18 protein-coding genes, 1 pseudogene and 1 other annotated feature are annotated in these 19,859 nt (G+C 39.2%); of the genes and pseudogenes, 18 read left to right on the plus strand and 1 reads right to left on the minus strand.

Annotation, left to right across the window (positions count from 1 at the left end; genetic code table 11):
- The first annotated feature begins 110 nt into the window (after positions 1–110).
- The 13 genes and pseudogenes from ACQ4KW_RS08995 (at position 111) to ACQ4KW_RS09055 (ending at position 12,295) form a co-directional block, all read left to right on the plus strand.
- Entirely contained in the window at positions 111–341 is a 231-nt protein-coding gene (locus tag ACQ4KW_RS08995; protein ID WP_430886194.1) for a hypothetical protein, read from the plus strand.
- 17 nt (positions 342–358) lie between these two features.
- Positions 359–1,051 (plus strand): sigma factor, encoded by a 693-nt coding sequence (locus ACQ4KW_RS09000; RefSeq protein ID WP_430886195.1) that lies wholly within the window; start codon positions 359–361, stop codon positions 1,049–1,051.
- 5 nt (positions 1,052–1,056) lie between these two features.
- Positions 1,057–2,487, plus strand: a complete 1,431-nt coding sequence (locus ACQ4KW_RS09005) for an anti-sigma-I factor RsgI family protein (RefSeq protein ID WP_430886196.1) — start codon at positions 1,057–1,059, stop codon at positions 2,485–2,487.
- A gap of 230 nt (positions 2,488–2,717) precedes the next feature.
- Positions 2,718–3,407 (plus strand): response regulator transcription factor, encoded by a 690-nt coding sequence (locus ACQ4KW_RS09010; RefSeq protein WP_430886197.1) that lies wholly within the window; start codon positions 2,718–2,720, stop codon positions 3,405–3,407.
- The gene (locus ACQ4KW_RS09015) at positions 3,404–4,378 is read left to right on the plus strand and encodes a sensor histidine kinase (RefSeq protein WP_430886198.1); all 975 of its coding nucleotides are present in this window, start codon (positions 3,404–3,406) and stop codon (positions 4,376–4,378) included. Before ACQ4KW_RS09010 ends, ACQ4KW_RS09015 begins: the two co-directional genes overlap by 4 nt.
- Before the next feature lie 54 nt (positions 4,379–4,432).
- Positions 4,433–5,197, plus strand: a complete 765-nt coding sequence (locus tag ACQ4KW_RS09020) for an ABC transporter ATP-binding protein (protein ID WP_430886199.1) — start codon at positions 4,433–4,435, stop codon at positions 5,195–5,197.
- Positions 5,181–7,103 (plus strand): FtsX-like permease family protein, encoded by a 1,923-nt coding sequence (locus tag ACQ4KW_RS09025; RefSeq protein ID WP_430886200.1) that lies wholly within the window; start codon positions 5,181–5,183, stop codon positions 7,101–7,103. Before ACQ4KW_RS09020 ends, ACQ4KW_RS09025 begins: the two co-directional genes overlap by 17 nt.
- A gap of 77 nt (positions 7,104–7,180) precedes the next feature.
- On the plus strand, positions 7,181–7,783 hold the full coding sequence (locus ACQ4KW_RS09030; RefSeq protein ID WP_430886201.1) for a DUF3793 family protein: 603 nt from the start codon (positions 7,181–7,183) through the stop codon (positions 7,781–7,783).
- A 261-nt stretch (positions 7,784–8,044) separates the two neighbouring features.
- A complete protein-coding gene (locus ACQ4KW_RS09035; protein WP_430886202.1) occupies positions 8,045–8,989 on the plus strand; it encodes a nucleoside hydrolase in 945 nt (314 codons plus the stop codon).
- Between the two features lie 235 nt (positions 8,990–9,224).
- Positions 9,225–9,464: a binding site (T-box leader), on the plus strand.
- 151 nt (positions 9,465–9,615) lie between these two features.
- Positions 9,616–10,533 carry a cysteine synthase A gene (cysK, locus tag ACQ4KW_RS09040; RefSeq protein WP_430886203.1) on the plus strand — a complete coding sequence of 306 codons (918 nt, stop codon included), beginning with the start codon at positions 9,616–9,618 and terminating at the stop codon, positions 10,531–10,533.
- A 27-nt stretch (positions 10,534–10,560) separates the two neighbouring features.
- Complete coding sequence (epsC, locus tag ACQ4KW_RS09045; RefSeq protein WP_430886204.1) at positions 10,561–11,142, plus strand: serine O-acetyltransferase EpsC; 582 nt, start codon at positions 10,561–10,563, stop codon at positions 11,140–11,142.
- A gap of 152 nt (positions 11,143–11,294) precedes the next feature.
- A pseudogene (locus ACQ4KW_RS09050) lies at positions 11,295–11,905 on the plus strand (SOS response-associated peptidase).
- Between the two features lie 21 nt (positions 11,906–11,926).
- Positions 11,927–12,295 (plus strand): hypothetical protein, encoded by a 369-nt coding sequence (locus ACQ4KW_RS09055; RefSeq protein WP_430886205.1) that lies wholly within the window; start codon positions 11,927–11,929, stop codon positions 12,293–12,295.
- Positions 12,296–12,488: 193 nt separating this feature from the next.
- Here ACQ4KW_RS09055 and ACQ4KW_RS09060 read toward each other — a convergent pair whose 3' ends face one another.
- Positions 12,489–13,688: an alanyl-tRNA editing protein gene (locus tag ACQ4KW_RS09060; protein ID WP_430886206.1), complete on the minus strand. Its 1,200-nt coding sequence runs from the start codon at positions 13,686–13,688 to the stop codon at positions 12,489–12,491.
- 261 nt (positions 13,689–13,949) lie between these two features.
- Between ACQ4KW_RS09060 and ACQ4KW_RS09065 the strand changes: the two genes are divergently transcribed.
- The 5 genes from ACQ4KW_RS09065 to ACQ4KW_RS09085 all read left to right on the plus strand — a co-directional run bounded on the left by ACQ4KW_RS09065 (position 13,950) and on the right by ACQ4KW_RS09085 (position 19,837).
- Entirely contained in the window at positions 13,950–14,858 is a 909-nt protein-coding gene (locus ACQ4KW_RS09065) for a hypothetical protein (RefSeq protein WP_430886207.1), read from the plus strand.
- A gap of 110 nt (positions 14,859–14,968) precedes the next feature.
- Complete coding sequence (locus tag ACQ4KW_RS09070) at positions 14,969–15,409, plus strand: hypothetical protein (RefSeq protein WP_430886208.1); 441 nt, start codon at positions 14,969–14,971, stop codon at positions 15,407–15,409.
- A gap of 99 nt (positions 15,410–15,508) precedes the next feature.
- Positions 15,509–17,833: an Eco57I restriction-modification methylase domain-containing protein gene (locus ACQ4KW_RS09075; RefSeq protein ID WP_430886209.1), complete on the plus strand. Its 2,325-nt coding sequence runs from the start codon at positions 15,509–15,511 to the stop codon at positions 17,831–17,833.
- Positions 17,834–17,848: 15 nt separating this feature from the next.
- Positions 17,849–19,210 carry a hypothetical protein gene (locus ACQ4KW_RS09080; RefSeq protein WP_430886210.1) on the plus strand — a complete coding sequence of 454 codons (1,362 nt, stop codon included), beginning with the start codon at positions 17,849–17,851 and terminating at the stop codon, positions 19,208–19,210.
- Between the two features lie 102 nt (positions 19,211–19,312).
- Positions 19,313–19,837: an ECF transporter S component gene (locus ACQ4KW_RS09085; RefSeq protein ID WP_430886211.1), complete on the plus strand. Its 525-nt coding sequence runs from the start codon at positions 19,313–19,315 to the stop codon at positions 19,835–19,837.
- Positions 19,838–19,859 lie beyond the last annotated feature (22 nt).

Raw genomic sequence — 19,859 nt, forward strand, 5'->3', positions numbered from 1 at the left:
CCCCATTATTGAATGAAAAGTAAATTTTTAAAGAATATCTTATTTTTACCCCATTTTTTTTGCAAGTGTAATCGTACTATATAGTAAACCGGTTGAAAGGCGTGAGATGAGTGAATTTAACATGTTTACGATGCGGGAACTTCAAAAGAACCCAAGAGGGTGATTTTTGCAAAGAGTGTGATAAAAAAAATCGTGATGATGTTCGGACTATACAAGACTATCTTATCGAAAATCCTAAGGCCTCACTGGCGGATGTTTCATTAGACACGGGTATTCCATTACGTGTGCTCAACGTTCTTGTAAAAGAAAGGTTAATTGAACTTAGCCAAATCGACGAATAAGTCCCGGAGGTTTTTTCATGACTCTTGAGGAACGCATCGCAGCTGCAAAGCTCGATCCATCAGAAATGGAGGCGCTCATACAAGACTATGAGCCATTTGTTAGAGCCACCATTTCAAAGACATTAAAAAAATACATCCAGTCAGATGACGAAAATCTGACAATAGGTATGATGGGGTTTCATGAAGCTGTTGTTCATTATGACTTAGCTAAGGGAAGCTTTCTTTCCTATGCAAAAATAGTCATTCGAAATAAACTTATCGACGAAGTGCGCCGCGAACACAATCAAACAAAAAACATTGAACTGGCAAGATATGTTGATGATGATGTTTCTACAGTTCAAAGGGTTTATAACGACAAGGCCTTGGAAGTCTTTGAAAATAGGAAAGTTCAAAACCAGCGCAAAGATGATATCGTCATATATAGAGAGACTTTAAAAGAGTGGGATATGACTATGGATGATTTATTGAGTGTCTCACCAAAAAAGAAATCCTTGTTGAAGTTGTACCAGAGTATTGGAAAAACATTGGCAGAAGATGAGGAAATAATGACACACATGCGTCAGACCAGACGGCTTCCGGCCAAGTTCATTCTAGAGCGCTTCAAGATAGATAGAAAGAAGTTGGATCGTGGTCGAAAATACATAATTGCTGTGGCAGAACTTTGGGCGGGGGATTTTGAGAGCTTGCAATCATTCATTAGTGGGAGGTGAGGTAGATGACTGGGCTTATTATGGAAATAAGAGAAAAGACTGTTCTTGTTATGACGGATAATGGCGGATTTGAAGAGTGGTTACTTGACAATGAAGCGCTTCAGATTGGGCAAGAAATAGAAAAGCCAAAGGAACAGGCATCTATCATCGATATAAGAGCTTATATCAAGGGTGGACAAAGACAAATTGCCAGTATTGCAGCGATGATCTTACTTGTTGTATCGCTTACTGGTGTGGGGTCTTATGCCTATTATAAACCAAGTGGTTATGTCAATGTGGATATTAATCCGAGCATTGAATTGACTTATAACCGATTTGAAAGGGTTATATCCATGCGGTCCCTTAATGCCGATGGGGCTCTTGTTGCTGCAGCTTCAAAAGGGATTAAGAATTCTAAATTATCCGAAGCCATTGGACAGGTCATTGATATTTCCAAAAGCCAGGGTTTTATTAAGGAGAATGAAGACAATTTCGTTTTAATAACGACAACATCGCTGGATGGACAAACACAAGATGTTGAGGATGAAATTGCAGTGATAGATAAAGTTGATAGAGATGATTTGCTTGTTGAAACACTGGAAAGTGACGTGGAAAACTACACGAGAGCCAGTGACCAAGGTCTATCTCCCGGTAAAAAAATATTAGTGGAGAAAGCCAAAGCACTTCTTGAAGCGAGTGAAGATGAAGCTGTTCTTATAGACGAGAAAACAAATTTAGGACAACTGATCAAGACAATTCAAGAGGAAGAGTCTAAGAAAGCCAAAGATTCAAATGGAAAAGACTCAAATGGAAAAGACAATTTCGGTCAAAATAAGAAAAATGAAAAAAATCAAGGTTTGGATTCAGATTCAAATTCAAATTCAAATGGAGAAAATGGCAAAGGAAATGGTCAGGGACCTGATAAGGATGAAAACTTTAAGAACAAGGTAAGAGATCAAGAGAAAGAAAACAATAAGGATAACAATAAAATTGATAATAAAGAAGAAAAAGAGAATGGAAAAAACAAGTCTGATTCTGAGAATGATGATGAGATAGAGGACGACAATAAAAACAATGGTAAGAATAACAACCAGGAGTCTGAAGTCAATGAACCTGATGACAAGAAGGATAAGTCTAACAAGGGAAATGAAAAAAACGACAAGTTTGATAAGCAGAATGATCAATACGATGCGGAAGATGATACAGGTATCCTTGATGAAGACAAAGACCTAGATGATCAGAACCATGACGCGAATGAGCATAAAGATAAGGAAAATGATCAGAATCAAATTGAAGAAGATGAAAATGATCAAGGTCAGAATGACAAAAACAAAGGAAATATGGGACATGATAATTCAGGCAAAAACAAGGGCTTGGATGAAGACCAAGACGATAACAAGGAAAAAGACAAAAGCAATGAGGGCAGGGGAAATTCCAATAAGAATAAAGAAAAGTGATAAATACAAGTGTTTTTATGACCAGATTAAACTGAGGTGAACGAAACCTCAGTTTTTTTTATGCTTATGCTCTCTTTGATAAGGCGAAAAATTAATAGAATTCTAATAGTTCTAAATGTCTTTCATAAGATTTATAAAATATTCTAATTGTGAATGTTAATTTTCAATGAAAATCAGGCGCTCATGATAAATAAAATCACTTTGTTTACATATATGGAATGGAGGACAAAATGCAAAAAGTTCTTATTGTTGAAGATGACATTGCTATTGCGAAGACTCTAAGAGATTGTCTTGAAAAAGAAGGATATGAAGCGAGGGCTCTAGATAAAACTGAGAGGGCCGATGTGGTGCAAGCCACTGAAAAGTATAGACCGAGTCTGATTTTGATGGATGTGGAGCTTGATTATAGGGATGGCTACTTATGGTGTTGTGAAATCAGAAGGCGTTCGAATGTTCCCATAATATTTTTAACAGCAAGGTCATCGGACATTGACTTGATTAATGCTATGCGTATTGGTGGAGATGACTTTATTTCAAAACCCTTTAATATGGATGTCTTACTGGCGAAAATGGAATCTGTATTAAGGCGTTCATATGGGGCTGGTTTGGTCGATGAAAGTATGCCAACAACTCTTGAGGCAAAAGGTGTCACCCTCCATATAGACCAGCAAAAAGTGTCCTTTAAAGGGCATGACCTAGAATTAACGCGAAACGAATTCCTTATTCTGCAGGCTCTGATGCGAAATGAAGGGAAAATACTGAATAGATCACAGCTGGTCAAAGCCCTTTGGAAAGATGAAGCATATATAAATGAAAACGCCTTATCGGTAAGCATGAGTCGTCTTCGGTCTAAGTTAAACCAGGTCGGTGTTGATGACTTTATTAAAACGAAAGTCGGAAAGGGGTATGGCGTCTTATGAGAATAGGAACATTCTTATACGATAGAATTCGACTTATAGTCCTCTTGCTTGTTATTTTAGCGGCTGCATATATGCAGTTTGGTATAAGAGAAAGCCTCCTCTTTGCACAAGTTCTTGTGTTTGCCACCCTCGTGTATTTTTTGCATGAATACTGGATGAATTACAGTTTTTACAAGCGTTTGGATGACATTATAAACAGACAAGAGGGGGTGGCGACACCTTGGACTGGGGAACAAGAATTGTTTTGTGACGCCATTGATCGTCTGAGTGAAAATCATAGAGAAAAATATGCGGCGTTAAAGCAAAAGAAAGTTGACCATGAAGTTTTTATAGACCTAATTGTTCATGAAATGAAGACCCCCTTAACCGCCATGCAACTTTTGCTAGAAGATTTTAAAAGTGAAGATATTGATAGATTGAGTCGGGAAGTTAAACGTCTTGATAACCAGTTGACAACCGCGCTTTATTACAGCCGTAAGGAAGAGGTAAAAAACGACTATAAGCTCGTCCCTGTCAACGTCAAACGTTTTATACATCATGTGCTTGAGGAAAATGCAGACGATTTAATAAGTTCTAATATAGGTATTAAAACGCACGGCCTCGACGAGAACATAGTGACAGATCCCAAATGGCTGGCCTATATAGTTGGTCAAATTTTAAGAAATGCATATTCAAGTCCTGAGTACGGCATCACCAGTATTGAAATATCCCTTGAAAGCCATGATGCCTGGTGCGATTTGATTATTAAAGATGATGGCATTGGTATTCAAGAGCATGAAGCCCAAAGAATTTTTGACAAGGCTTATGCGGGAGATCGCAGAAGGTCAAGTAAAAAATCAAGTGGTCTGGGTCTTTATCTGTCAGATCAGATTGCAGGACAGTTGGGTCTTAATCTTTCTGTAGAATCCAGTCAAGGACATTTCACATCTTTCAAAATTGAAAGATTAAGAAAAGAAATGAAAGACTATTGAAAACTTAGATGTACTACCATAGATATGTAATCGTAAAGATGAAGGAGGCGCAAGATGAAAAGAATTTTAAATGTTTCAGGCGTGAGCAAAAGCTATGGTTTTGCATCAAAAACAACAAATGCTTTGAATAATGTGAACTTGGAAATATATAGAGGGGAGATGGTGGGAATAATGGGGCCATCAGGTGCGGGAAAGTCCACACTCTTGAATGTGGTTTCCACAATAGATAAACCCACCGAAGGTATTATTGAAGTGAATCAGGTCAAGGTGAATAAAATGAAAAGACGTGATCTTGCTGATTTTCGTGCTAGAAACCTTGGGTTCATTTTTCAGGACTACAACTTGCTTGACACATTGACCATTGGAGAGAATATAGCTCTGCCCCTGACTATAGCAGGTCATGCCCATAATAAGGTTGTTGATTTGGTTAATGAAAAGGCCTTGCAACTTGGAATAGAGACCCTTCTAGATAAGTTCCCATTTCAGTGTTCAGGTGGTGAAAAACAGCGTGCAGCTGCGGTAAGAGCAATGATTCACAATCCGTCCTTAATTTTAGCGGATGAACCAACGGGGGCGCTAGATTCCAAGTCTTCACAGGCCTTGTTGTCAACCCTACATAAGATGAAAACAGAACTTACAGCCTCAATCATGATGGTGACTCATGATCCCCTTGTGGCCAGTCATTGTGACAGGGTCTACTTTATTCAAGATGGACAAATATTCAATCAACTGATAAAGGAGAAGGGCGAAGAAAGATTTTTTGATCGTATTCAAGACGTCGTAACCATAATGGGAGGGAAAAATGAGCCTCTATTTTAAGTTGATCAGCCGCAACGTAATAAGGAACGCTAAGCTGTACTCAGCCTATTTCACTTCTATGACCTTATCGGTTATGATCTATTTCGTACTAAAAAGTATGGAGCTCAATGACACTGTTGTCGTGCTTTCTGAATATTATCAGAACATACAGTCAGGAATCGTTATTGCAACAACCGTCGTGACTATAGCCGTGACCGTTCTTGTGCTCTATTCAAATATGTTTTTTATCAAAAGACGTAAAAGAGAGATCGGTCTCTATGCTCTGGTAGGCATGCCCCACAGAAAAATAGCAAGAATTGTGGCTATGGAAACTCTCATTGCAAGTCTGGTTTCACTGACAGTTGGTCTACTTGCAGGCATTTTGGTTTCCAAATTGAATTTCTATGTGCTACTCAGGTTGCTTGATGAGAAAGTTTACATGGAAATGCCGGTTAATATGCATGCTGTCCTGAACACGGTAATGTTTTTTGGTGGCATCTCATTAATAACCCTAGTGTCCAATGCCTTTATTGTTTATAGGGTCCAGCTAATCGAACTTTTTAGAGCTGAATCGAAAAACGAAAAGCATATTGGAAATCCAACGGCCATACAAGTTCTTATGGGAGGGTTATCCATTGCATGTCTTGGAGTTGCTTATTATTTAGCTCTAAGGCTGGTTGAAGATTTCACCGCATACGATTTTTACACCTCGTTTGGTCTTGTTGTCCTGGGCACCTTTGGCGTATATATTTATGGTATGCCCATGCTGCTTAGACTCGTACAGAAGAGGCAGAAATATTATTACAAGAAATACAATATGATCATCATGCGGCAAGTGTCACACAATGTCTTATCGAATTCTAAAATGCTGGCCATTGTGACCCTGCTTGTATCCTGTACACTAGGGGCTATGAGTGTTACCCTGGGACTCTATGACTCACAGCTTCTAAAGAGTGATTTACAGGCGCCTGTTTCGTATATTATTGAATATGGTGAAGACGATATTGGAAAACAAGAAGTGGATGAACTTCTGCAAGCCTATAAAGAAGATCACCCTGTTGTTTTTCATGAGCATTTAAGCCTACCCATTGCTGAAAGTGATGTTTTGAGAACCAAGATGCTGGTTATGCCCAAGTCTAAATACAATAGAATATTAGGCGAATTAGACCTGAGTTCAAAAGCACAGGAACTAAGAAATGAAGCCAATATTAATGGCAATCAGGCCCTCTTAGTTTCTAACATTAGAAGGCGGGCTGATGGTATGGATGAAATTATGGACAAAGCATTAGAGCTTGGCCAGGACACAGTTTATATCACACAAACCAGTCCTCTTGGTGTTGATAATGAGTTCATGTCAATAATGCCAACGCTTGTTGTTGATGATGCTGTTTACAAAAATTATGTTGGGTCTGCTCCTGAAAAGATAGTACGATCCTATATTTTGGTGGACAATCATAAGCGGGCCAAAGACCTGACTGGGGATATGAAGATGATCTTGGGGGATGAGTGGCGTATTCATTATAGTCACTACGTGGTTTATAAAAGGAATTTGGCAGATAAGGCCACGGTCTTATTTATTGGAGTGTACGTGGGTCTAATATTTTTGATTGCATCTGGCAGCACCTTGTCAATTAAGCAGTTGACAGGAGCCCTAAGAGATAAAAAGACATTTTCTATGCTCAAAAATATGGGCATCAATGAAAGAGGTATTAGGGAGATTCTTTCAAAACAAATAGCGGTGAATTTTTTTGTACCAGTTCTTTTATCAGCTGTTCATCTCATATTTGCCCTCAATTTTGTCGCCAGTGTTTATGAACAACATCTGGGGCATGCCATTGGACTTTCAACAGCAACCTTTATGTTCGTTTATCTGCTCTATTACATGAGTACAGTCCAGTCTTATTACAAAATAGTAAATACAATATAAATTGCATAGTATCATACGCTTGTGGTATAATTAAGATGAAAATGATAATCGTTATCAAGCGGGTGATGAATATGACAATGAATATAAAAACAAAATTCAACAATTCTTCTTGTAATCTAAAGGGCTGTCAGGGACATATGAAATGGCTTATTGAAACTCTGGGCCCAGTGATTTTAGGTGCAAAGCCAGCTGAAATAATCAGCTATCCCAAATTTGACTGTGGGCGCTGTGAAAAATTACAGGCCATAGACACCAATTTTGAGAAAACCATCAAAGTGAGATACAGAAAAATCACTCAAGATAATGGACAAATCAAAATTATATTTTATGATCCCTTGCATTTGTATGAAACGCTTCACGACAGACGAAATAGAAGGTTTTTGACCTCTCTAGGCTATCCTGAAAAGGGAACACTGGAGGATTATCTGGAAATTTTGGCATCTAAACTTCGTAAAGGCGAGTGTCCAGATGAAATAGGTGTCTTTCTAGGGTATCCGCTAAAGGACGTTCTTGGATTTATGGGTCATCCATCCCTAAAATTTACGAAAGTTCAGTACTGGCGTGTGTATGGTGACGCAAGAATATCCGATGAGAAGTATAAGAAAATTATTGAAACGCGAAATGAGATAAAGTGTATGATGAACGAAAGTTCATTATCTTGTGTCCTAGCAGGTATTTAAATTAAAGTATAAAGAGTTAGATGGCATATGTCAGACATGGTTCCTTAGGACTTTTGCATGACATATGTCATTTCTTTTGCAGACATTTTATATATAATACATCTTGTAGGTTGTAAATAGAGCGACTTGTAAAATGTTATTCAATAATCCTCATCATCCCCTATATAGGGATTTAAAAGCAAGAAATCTATATATGGAATGACGAGGATGTGGATCTGTAATTTTACAAGTGCCTGAATAAACAAATCAGGAGTGATTATCGTGAAAAAAATAATACTAGATGTTGACACCGGTATAGATGATGCTATTGGAATCATGCTGGCATGCGCTTCACAGGAAATTGACATACAAGCCATTACAACTGTATCGGGAAATATAGATTTGGTTTCAGCAACAAGAAACACCTTAAGGGTTTTGAAGGTTATAAACAAATATGATATACCAGTTTATGCCGGAGAAAAAGCCCCCCTAAAAAGGGATGTTCGATATGCAACTGAAATACATGGGAGCACAGGGCTTGCAGGCCAACTTCCAGATGTTGATGTGGAGACAAGGCTAACAGACATACTCAAGTCAAATGAGACCGCTGTCGATGTCATTATAAAAACCATAAAAGAGAATAAAAATGAAATCACAATGGTCATGACAGGTCCTGAAACCAATTTTGCAAGAGCGCTGGAAAGAGAACCTCAAATCCAAGACTGGGTTAAAGAGGTCATTATTATGGGCGGTGCTGCGGATATTAGAGGCAATGAGTCTCCTGTTGCAGAGTTTAACATTGCTATCGACCCAGAGGCTGCTGAAATGGTTTTTAGTTCACGTGCAAGTGTCACCATGGTGGGCCTTGATGTGACAACCAGAGCTCTATTAACAAGGGATAGAATTGCAGAAATTACCTCAAATAAAGTTGTGAGAGACTTTGTTCATGGGGCCACCTATGACTATATGGAAAGATACCATAAAAAACATGGCGTATATGGGTGTTGCATGCACGACCCACTTGCTGTGTCCCTTGCCATTGATCCGGACTTGGTGAAGAAGGTCCATCGTTTTGTAGGTGTGGAAACAAACAGCCATTACTGTGATGGTATGACAGTGTGTGACTTTGATGGTCGCTGGAATAAAGAAGCAAATGTCCATGTTGCCATGGATATTGAACCCAAAATCTTCATCGACTTTTTGATTGACAGATTAAATCGTCTCTAGTCAGTTCAAGCAGATCAAAGACATAATGAATTACAAGGACAGGAAAAAAACACTTGACAAATTGTATTAGAACAATTAAATTTTATCATAACAATTCAAAACAATCGTGATGGTGTGCAAAGCAGTGGCAAATGAAAGTGCACAAAAAACGTATGATTTATTTTTGAAAAACCTATTGACAGGTAAATGACATCACGTTATAATCTGAATTAAGTTAAATCCAATTAAAACACTAGGAAATGCAATGACGAAGGAGAGTAATCAGTGAAGAGCGAGTCTCTGAACTGGATTTTTAAGAGAACGGGTGATGGTGGAAATCCCGTAAATCCGGCTGATGAAGTGCCCTTCTGAGCTTCGTACCGAAAGTATAAGTAGGCTGCGACGGGTTCTCCCGTTATAGAGATACGGCATGAAAGTGCCTGAGAGGTGGATACAATTAGAGTGGAACCGCGGAGTGAACAGCTTCGTCTCTAGCATACGCATTTAAATGTGCGTGCTTGGAGACGAGGCTTTTTTATTTGAGAAAAGGGAAAACCTAATGTGTTCAAATCTCAATGGATGTCAAAAAAGTTATGGATGGAACGAGACGTTCCACGGCTAAGCGATGTGAATTGAGGAGGATACACATGATTTATAACAATACTTTAGAAATGATTGGCAACACACCGGTACTGAAACTAAGCAAGCTGACAGATGAGACTATGGCTGATGTCTATGTCAAGCTTGAAGGGGCCAATCCAGCGGGTTCGGTGAAAGACAGAGCTGCACTGGGTATGATAGAAGCTGGTGAAGCAGCAGGCGCCTTGAAGCCAGGTATGACAATTGTTGAACCGACAAGTGGTAACACAGGCATTGCAATCGCAATGATTGGTAAGTTGAAAGGCTATAAGACAGTCATCGTTATGCCTGAGACAATGAGTGTTGAGAGAAGAAAAATGATCAAGGCTTATGGGGCTGAACTTATACTGACAGAAGGCGGACAAGGTATGCGAGGAGCCATCAACAGAGCTGAGGAAATGCTTGAAAATGGCGATGTGTTTATTCCTTCGCAGTTTGATAACGAAGCCAACCCAATGAAGCACTATGAAACAACAGCCGAAGAAATATTTAAGGACATTCCAGACATCGACGCCTTTATAGCAGGTGTTGGCACAGGCGGAACCATAACAGGTGTAGGCAAAAAGTTAAAGGCTCTAAAAAAAGATGTAAAAATTGTTGCGGTAGAACCTGAACAGAGTGCAGTTTTATCAGGTGGCCAACCTGGACCACATAAGATTCAAGGCATTGGTGCAGGATTTGAACCTGAAATATATAATGGCGAATTTGTGGATGAGGTCAGAACCATTCATCAGGATGATGTATTCAACGCAGGAATAGAAGTGGCGGCTAAGGAAGGTCTACTGCTGGGAATATCGGCTGTTGGAAACGTCCTTGCTGCTATCGAACTGGCGAAGGACTTGGGACCAGGTAAGAAGGTAGTCACAATTGCACCTGATGGTGGTGAAAAATACCTGTCCACTGGACTGTTTGGAAACGGCAATTAATCAATAGGATCAGATATGGAGGATCTCATGTTTAAATCAATGAAGGCCTACCTGAATAATATACGTGAAAATGACCCTGCGGCTAGAAGCGTTTTAGAAGTTTTAGTCCTCTATCCAAGTGTTCATGCTGTGGGATTATACCGTGTTTCCAATGCCCTTTGGAGGAAAAAGTTTTACTTTACTGCAAGACTTATATCCCAGTTTGCAAGATTTATAACAGGCATAGAAATACATCCTGGAGCGACAATTGGAAAACAACTTTTCATTGATCATGGTATGGGTGTGGTCATTGGTGAAACGACTGAGATCGGTGACAATGTGACCCTCTATCAGGGGGTGACCCTAGGCGGTACAGGCAAAGACACTGGTAAACGTCATCCAACGATTGGTTCAAATGTTGTCATTGGATCAGGCGCTAAAGTTCTTGGACCCATTTATATCGCTTCAGGCAGTAAAATTGGGGCCAATAGTGTCGTTCTAAAAGACACAAAGACAGATTCAACAGCGGTTGGTATTCCAGCAAGACTTATAGGCGGAAGAGATCGTGCTGTGGTTGATATTGCAGAGTTTAAAAAGGGACAATCCATATATAACGATATGGTTCTATAATAAAAATGCGTTCATTCAAGGAAAAGGCTGTCACATGATTTTGTGTGCAGTCTTTTGCTTTGTCTAAAAGCTTAGGGGAATTTTAGCCCCTGTGCAGATTTTAGCTCTGGAGTGGGTATGATTTAATAAAATGGAGTAAAAGAGGTGATACTATGTGCGGAAGATTTTATTTGGATGCAGATTTTGACGAAGTCCTTAGACATTATTTTGATGTTGTCGGAGACTATCCCATAGATGATTACGAACCCAAAGAAATATTTCCATCAAATGCTATCCCTGTTGTTCACAGGGGGAAAAAAGTCGAGAAAACCATTCATTTAATGAAGTGGGGATTCGCTCCTTCCTTTATGAATAAGCTTGTCATAAATGCTCGATCTGAAACAGTCTATGAAAAAAAATGTTTAAAGAAGCTTTTTTCAGAAGACGGTGCCTAGTGCCTGCATCGGGCTATTATGAGTGGGAACAGAAGCTGGATGAAAATAACAAAATGCAAAAAATAAAACATTCCTTCGAACGACCCGATCAAAAAATCTTTTCAATGGCAGGAATTTATGATAGATTTTTTGATAAGGATGGACAGCCATTTTGGGCAGTGACAATATTAACCCAGCCTGCAACCCAGCAAGTGAAAGATATTCATGATCGTATGCCCCTTATATTGGATAAGGATATGGAAACAATCTGGATTCAGAGTTATGACTTAGATTACTCAGAACTTTTCAAAATACTAGAACGAAGGGGTCCGGAACTCATAATAAAGTAATGCAGTCACCAGGAGGTGTCAATGTATAAAATAAAGGCTTTTAAAGAAATGAATGCTGTTCTTGGTATTCTAAAGGGAAACTTAACAGTAGAAGAACTCAATGCGTATGGAAATGATGTTGTTCGGGAAATTGAGAATAAGCTCATGCCACAGTTCACTTACCTACTAGATGTGTCCAAGTATAACCACGGTTCAGATGGAGTCAGTGAAGGCTTAATAGGAAAAATGGAAGAAATCGAGTATTTCTTAAATAAGATGGGGCTGGATGAGATCATTGTTATTGGATCGAACAAGTCAGACAAGTCAAATAGGGACCATGAGAGTGACATCAAGAAAGTCTTTTTTTCAGACCTTGATGCGGCGATTAGCTATATGTCACAAAAGGCATAAAGACTTTGAAATGTGTCTAAATGAATAACCTGTATGAGCATCTAAGCTTATACGGGTTTATTATTTGCTAAAATAGCGGATGGCGTCTTGCTTGAAGATCATAAAGAAGTTGCATAGGGAAAGATGACCCAAAATGGGGAGGCGAGTAGCCTCCCCGTTTTCATTCAAACTTAGTGGTTGACAGGCTTGCAGACTATACGCCAAGCAATTTGTCCATAGACTCATCAATAACAAAGTCTAATTTTTCTGGATGCTTGCCTCCCCCTTGTGCAGATGCAGGGCTTCCACCACCACGGCCATCTAGTTTATCAATGGCTTCTGCGAAGAGATCTTTCATACTTAGTGCCTCGAGATTTTTAGATCTTGAATAGACCAATTTGGTAGAATTGTCTTCTTTCAGGCCAAAGAGAACAACTGTATTGTCTTTTTCACACAACTTCATAGCCGTTTGACGGACTTCACCAAATTCTCTGTTCTCAAAAACCTTACGTACAATTTTGAAGCCATCTGTATGGTTAACAGCATGCTCAACCAAGGATTGGGCTTCAATAGCGGCCAAGTGTCCTTTCAGAACTTTATTGGTCTTTGACAAGTCTTTGTTTTCAACGAGAAGCTTTTCAATTTTCTCGAAAATTTCTTCAGGTTGTGTTTTAAGAAGGGCCACAAGATCATTTGTTAGAACATTCTTTTGTCTATAGTCTTCTAGGGCACGGACACCTACAACAAATTGAAGCCGTATACCGCCCTTGTATCTATCAATACGCTTAATTTTAATGAGGCCAAGCAGGGCTGTTGTTGGAGGGTGTGTTCCGCCACATGGGGTGCAGTCTGCCCCTTCCACTTCAACAATTCGGATGTTGTGTGCCACCTTAGGTCTTTTGCGTAGGGGCATTTCCTCAAGGGCTTTGTCTGAAGGGAAGGAACAATTAATTTTTAAGTCAGATTGAATCCACTCGTTTACAAGGGTTTCAACCTTAAGTGCATCTTGCATATCAAGGTCTTTATCAAGGTCAATGGTCAGGTTGTCCTCTGTTAAATGAAACCCAACCGTCATGGCTTGGTAAAGCTTCCAGAAAGCTGCTGAAAGAAGATGCTGGCCTGTATGTTGCTGCATCATCTCTTTGCGTCTTTCCCAGTCAAGTTCACCATGAACTTTTGATCCAACTTCAAAGGACCTATCGACCACATGGTAAATTCTATTCTCTTCTTTAAAAACATAGCTGACTTGGGCCGAATCTATTTTCCCCATATCTGATGGTTGACCGCCACCTTCTGGGTAAAACGCTGTTTGATCAAGTTCTACAACATATCCATCCTTGTGCGTGTCACATGAAATAATGTGGGCATCAAAATGGACAAGTAGGGGTTGATCTAAATATAATTGTTTTGTCATAGCGATCTCCTTACATTTTTATTCATAAATATGTTACCATAATGAACATGCGGAAAAAAGTAATAGATCATAACTATGATATTTTAAGGATCTTCATTCAGGGGGGTGCCCCTCTTTGCCTACTAAAAACCGAGTAATGTATGTTTTGTAATCAAAATTGGGTTAATTAAGACCAAATGTATGTAGTATAATAAAAGTAATAGGCACATGTAAAATTAGAAATGTTGCATGTTGTTCATAAAGAAAGCTATGAGGTGGAACATGGAAGTAAGAGCACATATTGAACAATTAGTGGATAAAATTCTGTTTTGGGCCCTTGAAGATGAAAGGCGAAGTCTTGTAGAAGATGCGACCAAAGTCTTTTTAAAAGGATCAGAAAACGGTCAAGATATGCAAGGGTTTAACGACTGGTTTGTACATGATTATCAAGATGAAAGAGGTCAAAGTCTTTCAGACTTATATATGCAAGCCCATGACCTTAGTGAAGAGGATGAAGAAATGTTGAAAATCATTAAATCCTCTGTGTATAGTGCTTTTGAAAGATTGCCTATCAAGGATAAAATGGTGGTTAAAGACATTTTCACAAAGATGGATCACACATTGCAGGAGGCATTTGACATTTCAGGTGTCGTGGTCTCCAGGGTTTACAAGGTCGACGGAAAACACATCATGGCAGACCATAAAGAGTTTATGCCTGATGAGTATAAAAAACTCCTTATTAAAGGTATGCTTGAAAAATACAATGAATACTGCAGTCTATATGCGCCTATTCAAATGGATGCCTTTGTTAAAAAGCATAGTCTAGTGCTCTACAGATTCTTGAGCATTATTGATAAAACAGCCACAGAATATGCCCTAGATGATGAAGATTATTTGGTGCATCAGTCCACATATGTGGTAAAAAATCAGCAAGAGGCTTACAAAGCTTTAAAAGTTAACGAAAAATTCATATTATCATTAGATGACAAAGCGGGATCTGTTTTCAAACTTGTGTCTGGAGAACACGATACAGTTATTGCGGAAATTGTACTGGCTGATGACCGTCTCGAAATTGAGTGTAGAACAGCGGATGAACTGGATTACTCTAAGACAGTTACAGAAGAAGTCCTTGGGGAAAACGTGGCACATCTGCGTGATGAAGTCTTAAATATTGATGATCTTATTGGTTAATAAGGTGTGAATGACACTAAAATACTGGGTTTTGATTTGACAATTCTGAAAACAGTGTGTAGAATATATCGGTATAAAAACTTGTTTTATAAGAAAGGGGAAATGCATAAGTGATACTCGCAACTGGCGATGTCTCAGATGTTCCCGAACCGGACGACCATACCATAAGGCCGATCGCTTCAGAACGTCTGGAAAGTAAAGACATCATAAACGACATTAAGACGCTTTTGGAGCAACACGATAATCCAACTGATATGCTTCAACAATATATTGGTGAAGTAGAGGAACGGATTGAAGAAGAAGAACGCAGTCAACTCGAGACTGTTGATCGGGACAATATTAAAACATTGATTGAAAGACACCCATTTTTCAAAAATCCGAATAGCTACCATATTCGACTTATAACAATTATGAAATACCTTAAGAAAAAAGGTGTGGATATAGCTGTTCCTGATATGGACCTGCTTGTGGATGAAGTTATTCAGACAATTGATGGTGTTAAGAAAAAAGGGTACGGTCAGTACTCAAGAATAAAACATGGAAAATCATAGCGTCTATTCAACCCCTGACTTTGTCAGGGGTTTTCAATTTCAAATATAAAGGTGGAAGTTTTCTTGAGTAAGATGCTAAGAATGTAGTAAAATGAATAAGTGGGCAAAGGTGGTGAGCGTGTGACAGGTGACAAAAAAATTAAGCAAATGAAAAAGAGGTTAAAGAGTCTTGAGGTGACCAGCCAATCAGACTTGATAAACTTGATGATAGCCGTGGTGGCCAGGCGAATTGACGTAGATGATATTCAGGTGAAAAACCACATCTTAAAAACCGTTGAAGGTTTAAATTTGACTTATAAAAGAATCGACCCAGCTGTGATTGATTACTTGTCAGACTTTGATCTGTCACTATTTGTCACTGAAGCAGATGGTTTTCTTGAAGACTTGAAGCGAAATACAACAGGCAGTTTTTACACACCAATTGAGTGGGTCAGGTATATGACGAAAATTTCAGTGAGTGACTGGATCGTTGAAACTCTAAAGACGCATAAGGTAAAAGCACCTGCGCAACCAACCCAGTGGGTTTTGGCCCTAGCAAAGAAATATGATGAGGGCGAATGGCAAAGTGGCATGGAAGTCTTTAAGTCCCTGTCCATGTCAGAAGAAGAACTGACCATACTGCTCAATGCGTTTGAAAATATAAGAGTCATAGATATTGCTTGTGGGGCTGGTGCTTTTTTACTTGAATTTGTTGAACTTCTCACGACAATATCCACAAATATGAAAAAAATACTTGGTCAGGAGGCTGACTATAAAACACATGCTTTAGACTTCCTTACAGACGCTGTGGCGGGAATAGACTTACAACCTGAACCACTTGCTGTATATATTCTTTGTTTGATGTGGCGCTATGCTAGCCCTGACAAGTGGATGTTATCTCCCATGATTGCATTAGGGGATAGTCTGGAAGACACTACATATAACAAGCACCATAAAATTAAGAAAATAGTGAATAGCAAAAAGTTTGACATAGCCATTGGAAATCCACCTTATTTAGGGGAAAAAGGCAATACCCAAGTTTTCAAGAAAATAAGGCAGACTGAATTTGGGCGAAAACATTATGAAGGCAAGATGGACTTAAGTTATTTTTTTGCACTGAAATCACTGGAGCTTATTCATAAAAAGGGACGTTTGACATATTTAACGACGAATTATTTCATCACGGCAGATGGGGCTGCGAAATTCAGAAAAACACTTAAGGAAACCACATGGTTTGCTCATATTTTAAATTTTAATTCCTATCCTGTTTTTAAAGATGCCCTTGGACAACATAATATGATTTACACCTTAAAAAGACATGACCAGTCCCAGGAAATCCAGAAGGCGAAAAAAAGCAAAGAAACCCTTGTGCGGTACGTCCACAACCAAACTTATATTGAAAAGATCCATTTAGAATGCGACCCTATTCTTGAGGGGAAGTACCCCCAAAAGTATGTGAAAGAATATCTGTGTCATGCTGAGGATTTATACACTGCAGAAGGGACAATAAGCATATTGTCTGATGACAGTCACAAGGCCGTGTTAAACGTCTATGACAATTTTTCTGATATCCGTTTAAAAGACGTCTTTGAAATAAAACAGGGGATTGTGTCCGGTGCTGATCAAGTCAGTGGTCTTATGCTGAGAGCAAAACTTCCTATGGAGTACATTCAGGAATATGGCATCGAAAAGGGTGATCCTATATTCGTATTCGACAATAATGATCCAAAGTTGCTTGAAGTAGAAGAGTCTGTGCTCAAGCCATTTTATAAAAATTCCGATATTGATGCCTATAAAATACGACCAAGAACTGAGAGAAAAATTGTTTATTTAGATGGCTATAACAATGAAACGGAACAAGATTATCCAAGAACCTTGAATCACTTACAGAAGTATAGACCGGTTCTTGAAGCCAGGCGGGAAGTGAAAACGGGAACCCGTCCCTGGTACGCCCTTCAGTGGCCGCGGAATATGTCGGTTTTTGAAGGGGAAAAGATTGTTGTGCCACAGCGGTGCAAGATCAACCGATTTGCCTACACAGACAAGGCCTTTTATTGCAGTGCAGATGTCTATTATTTTAAAGAAAAAGCTGTGAAAGGCGCATGGGCAAATCAAAATGACTTTGATGCGCTTGCATGGATGTATTATTTAGGGGTGCTCAACTCATCCATAGTGTATTTATGGCTCTATCAAAATGGAAAAAGAAAGGGCGAGCTCCTGGAACTGTATGCAAAACCACTGCTAGAAACAGCAGTCCCTTGTTACTGGGCCTACGACTGGCAAATATCTATTTCTAATGCTGTAAAAAGAATTATGGAGACAGATAACGAGGACGAGATTAAGATTCATAAAAAAGAAATTGACAGACTCATGTTTAAAGCGATGAATGTGAATGATCAAGAAGCTGACATGGTGATGGCATTTTTAAATAGACATATTGATTAGCAGGGGGGCGCAAGCATGAACAAGAGCATGTTGACCATAGGTCTTGGTTTACTTATTGTACTACTCGTGGCATCTGTGACGGTACTGGACACAAAGGTCTATGAAAAAAAATCGATGCGGGCTGATGAAAGAAAAGTTGAAAAAATTGAATCAGACCAGGGGGTGGCCCAGCTGGAAAGCTTCCATGAAAAGCCTGAGAGTGTATCATTTGATGGCGGTGACTTCCTTGAAATCATTGGAGAACATGAAAAGTATGGCTATGGAACTTACCGAGTGGATTTGAAGGCTTTGACAGTGGAACAAATCCTTGCACAGGAAGTGAAAGACCCCTCCAAATACAAGAGCCTGTTTAGAAATGAATATGGAATCATACTTGTATCGAAAGATAAGAGTCCAGGCTTATATCACCAAACCAATGAGGGAACTCTGAATAAAATTAGCGGCAACTTTGTTCCAGCAACACAAGCTGATGTTCAAGTATCTCAGAGTGGCGACAAGCTTATCTATATGGTTAAGGAAAGTCAGCAAATGGCCACATATAGTTTAGAAAGCTACCGAAAAAAAGTCATACCTGGAGATTTGCCAGCCTCTGTTTTTGAGAACTTTCATGAGAGCATAAGACTTTCGCCAGACGGTGGCTATTTCACGGTAATCAGTGCTGATGGAAGTTACCCTGACCATTCCATTAATGTGTTTGGAGCGGATTCGGGGCGAAAGTACGCTGAAGAAATAAAAGGAACAGCACCTGTATGGTCACCTGATGGAAAAAGGTTGGCATTTGTGTATACAGGTCAATTGGAAAGTCCCACGCAAATAAGCAACACACGGATTGGATATATAAAATTCCCTGAACGGGAAATTGTCTATTTTGATAAGTTGCCTAAGGGTCAGACGCTGGATGAGAATTTTTACTGGAGTGCGGATGGAAGCCGCTTATCGTATATTGAAAGGTCTGGAGAAGGAAAGTTGGAGTTAAGGACCTACAATGTAGACAATGGTGGTCTTTATAGTTTTGACCTAGACATTGAAACGCAAGCTTTTCCAAGCAATGTGTATGTTAATGACAAGGCTTTCGTTCTTTACTGGAATGAAGAAAAGGTCCTCAAGCTCTACGATGATAATGGTGTTGCCCTATCAGATAGAGAGCGTATCGATACAATAGAAAGCTTTGACGGTTTTGACAGTCCTTTTGTTGTCAGTGGACAAAGTGTTCTGTATTATAAAGACAACCAGTTGTTCATTCAAGATGGGGTTGACCGGAAAGTGCTTGAAATACAAGGTCTTGAACACGTTTACGGGAATGAAAACTTGACATATTTGGTGACTGGAATTGTAAATGAAAGCGACTATAAACTCGCTATTATATCAAACAATTAGTTGTAACGATACAATGTGAGTGCATTGTATCCCTCAAATCGTTTACTCAGGGTACAATGAATGTTATAATAATTATAGAAAGATAACATTGGAGGGAACGATATGGATACTAAAAAGCTTGTTCTTGCAGGTTTAATGGCAGCACTTGCAACGGTGGGAACAATAGTCATTCAAATACCAACAGGTGGGGGATATATTCATCTAGGTGATAGCATTGTATATCTATGTGGTATTTTACTAGGCCCTGTATTGGGTGGCGCAGCAGCTGCGATTGGTTCAATGCTTGCAGATGTATTTAGCGGTTATGCAGCTTATGCCATTCCAACATTTTTAATTAAAGGCATCGATGCTATGGTTGTTGGCTTTATTTACATGCACCTTATGAAAAATAAGGAAGGCCTTGTTCATACAGCGATTCGATACACTGTAGCCTTTGTACCTGGTGGTATTATTATGATGGTTGGATACGCAGTAACAGAGTATTTCTTCTACGGAGCTGGTGGTGTTATAGGCACTTTTGGACCAAACTTCGTACAGGCATTTGTTGGAGGCGCCTTGGCATTTCCACTACTTGTTGCACTAGAAAAAGCAGGTGTGAAAAGACTTATTTCTGGACACAACCACTAGTTTTAAGCAAATTCTAAAAGGC

The organism is Tianxiuia mixotrophica (assembly GCF_050596425.1).
GTDB lineage: Bacteria > Bacillota > Clostridia > Peptostreptococcales > Acidaminobacteraceae.

What these genes read in the sequence shown, in the direction of transcription:
- ACQ4KW_RS09055 (WP_430886205.1), top strand. Translation starts at nt 11,927, where the DNA reads ATGTATAAAATAAAGGCTTTTAAAGAAATGAATGCTGTTCTTGGTATT.
- ACQ4KW_RS09030 (WP_430886201.1), top strand. Translation starts at nt 7,181, where the DNA reads ATGAATATAAAAACAAAATTCAACAATTCTTCTTGTAATCTAAAGGGC.
- ACQ4KW_RS09000 (WP_430886195.1), top strand. Translation starts at nt 359, where the DNA reads ATGACTCTTGAGGAACGCATCGCAGCTGCAAAGCTCGATCCATCAGAA.
- ACQ4KW_RS09085 (WP_430886211.1), top strand. Translation starts at nt 19,313, where the DNA reads ATGGATACTAAAAAGCTTGTTCTTGCAGGTTTAATGGCAGCACTTGCA.
- ACQ4KW_RS09010 (WP_430886197.1), top strand. Translation starts at nt 2,718, where the DNA reads ATGCAAAAAGTTCTTATTGTTGAAGATGACATTGCTATTGCGAAGACT.
- ACQ4KW_RS09005 (WP_430886196.1), top strand. Translation starts at nt 1,057, where the DNA reads ATGACTGGGCTTATTATGGAAATAAGAGAAAAGACTGTTCTTGTTATG.
- cysK (WP_430886203.1), top strand. Translation starts at nt 9,616, where the DNA reads ATGATTTATAACAATACTTTAGAAATGATTGGCAACACACCGGTACTG.
- ACQ4KW_RS09065 (WP_430886207.1), top strand. Translation starts at nt 13,950, where the DNA reads ATGGAAGTAAGAGCACATATTGAACAATTAGTGGATAAAATTCTGTTT.
- ACQ4KW_RS09080 (WP_430886210.1), top strand. Translation starts at nt 17,849, where the DNA reads ATGAACAAGAGCATGTTGACCATAGGTCTTGGTTTACTTATTGTACTA.
- epsC (WP_430886204.1), top strand. Translation starts at nt 10,561, where the DNA reads ATGTTTAAATCAATGAAGGCCTACCTGAATAATATACGTGAAAATGAC.
- ACQ4KW_RS09060 (WP_430886206.1), bottom strand. Translation starts at nt 13,688, where the DNA reads ATGACAAAACAATTATATTTAGATCAACCCCTACTTGTCCATTTTGAT.
- ACQ4KW_RS09025 (WP_430886200.1), top strand. Translation starts at nt 5,181, where the DNA reads ATGAGCCTCTATTTTAAGTTGATCAGCCGCAACGTAATAAGGAACGCT.
- ACQ4KW_RS09020 (WP_430886199.1), top strand. Translation starts at nt 4,433, where the DNA reads ATGAAAAGAATTTTAAATGTTTCAGGCGTGAGCAAAAGCTATGGTTTT.
- ACQ4KW_RS09015 (WP_430886198.1), top strand. Translation starts at nt 3,404, where the DNA reads ATGAGAATAGGAACATTCTTATACGATAGAATTCGACTTATAGTCCTC.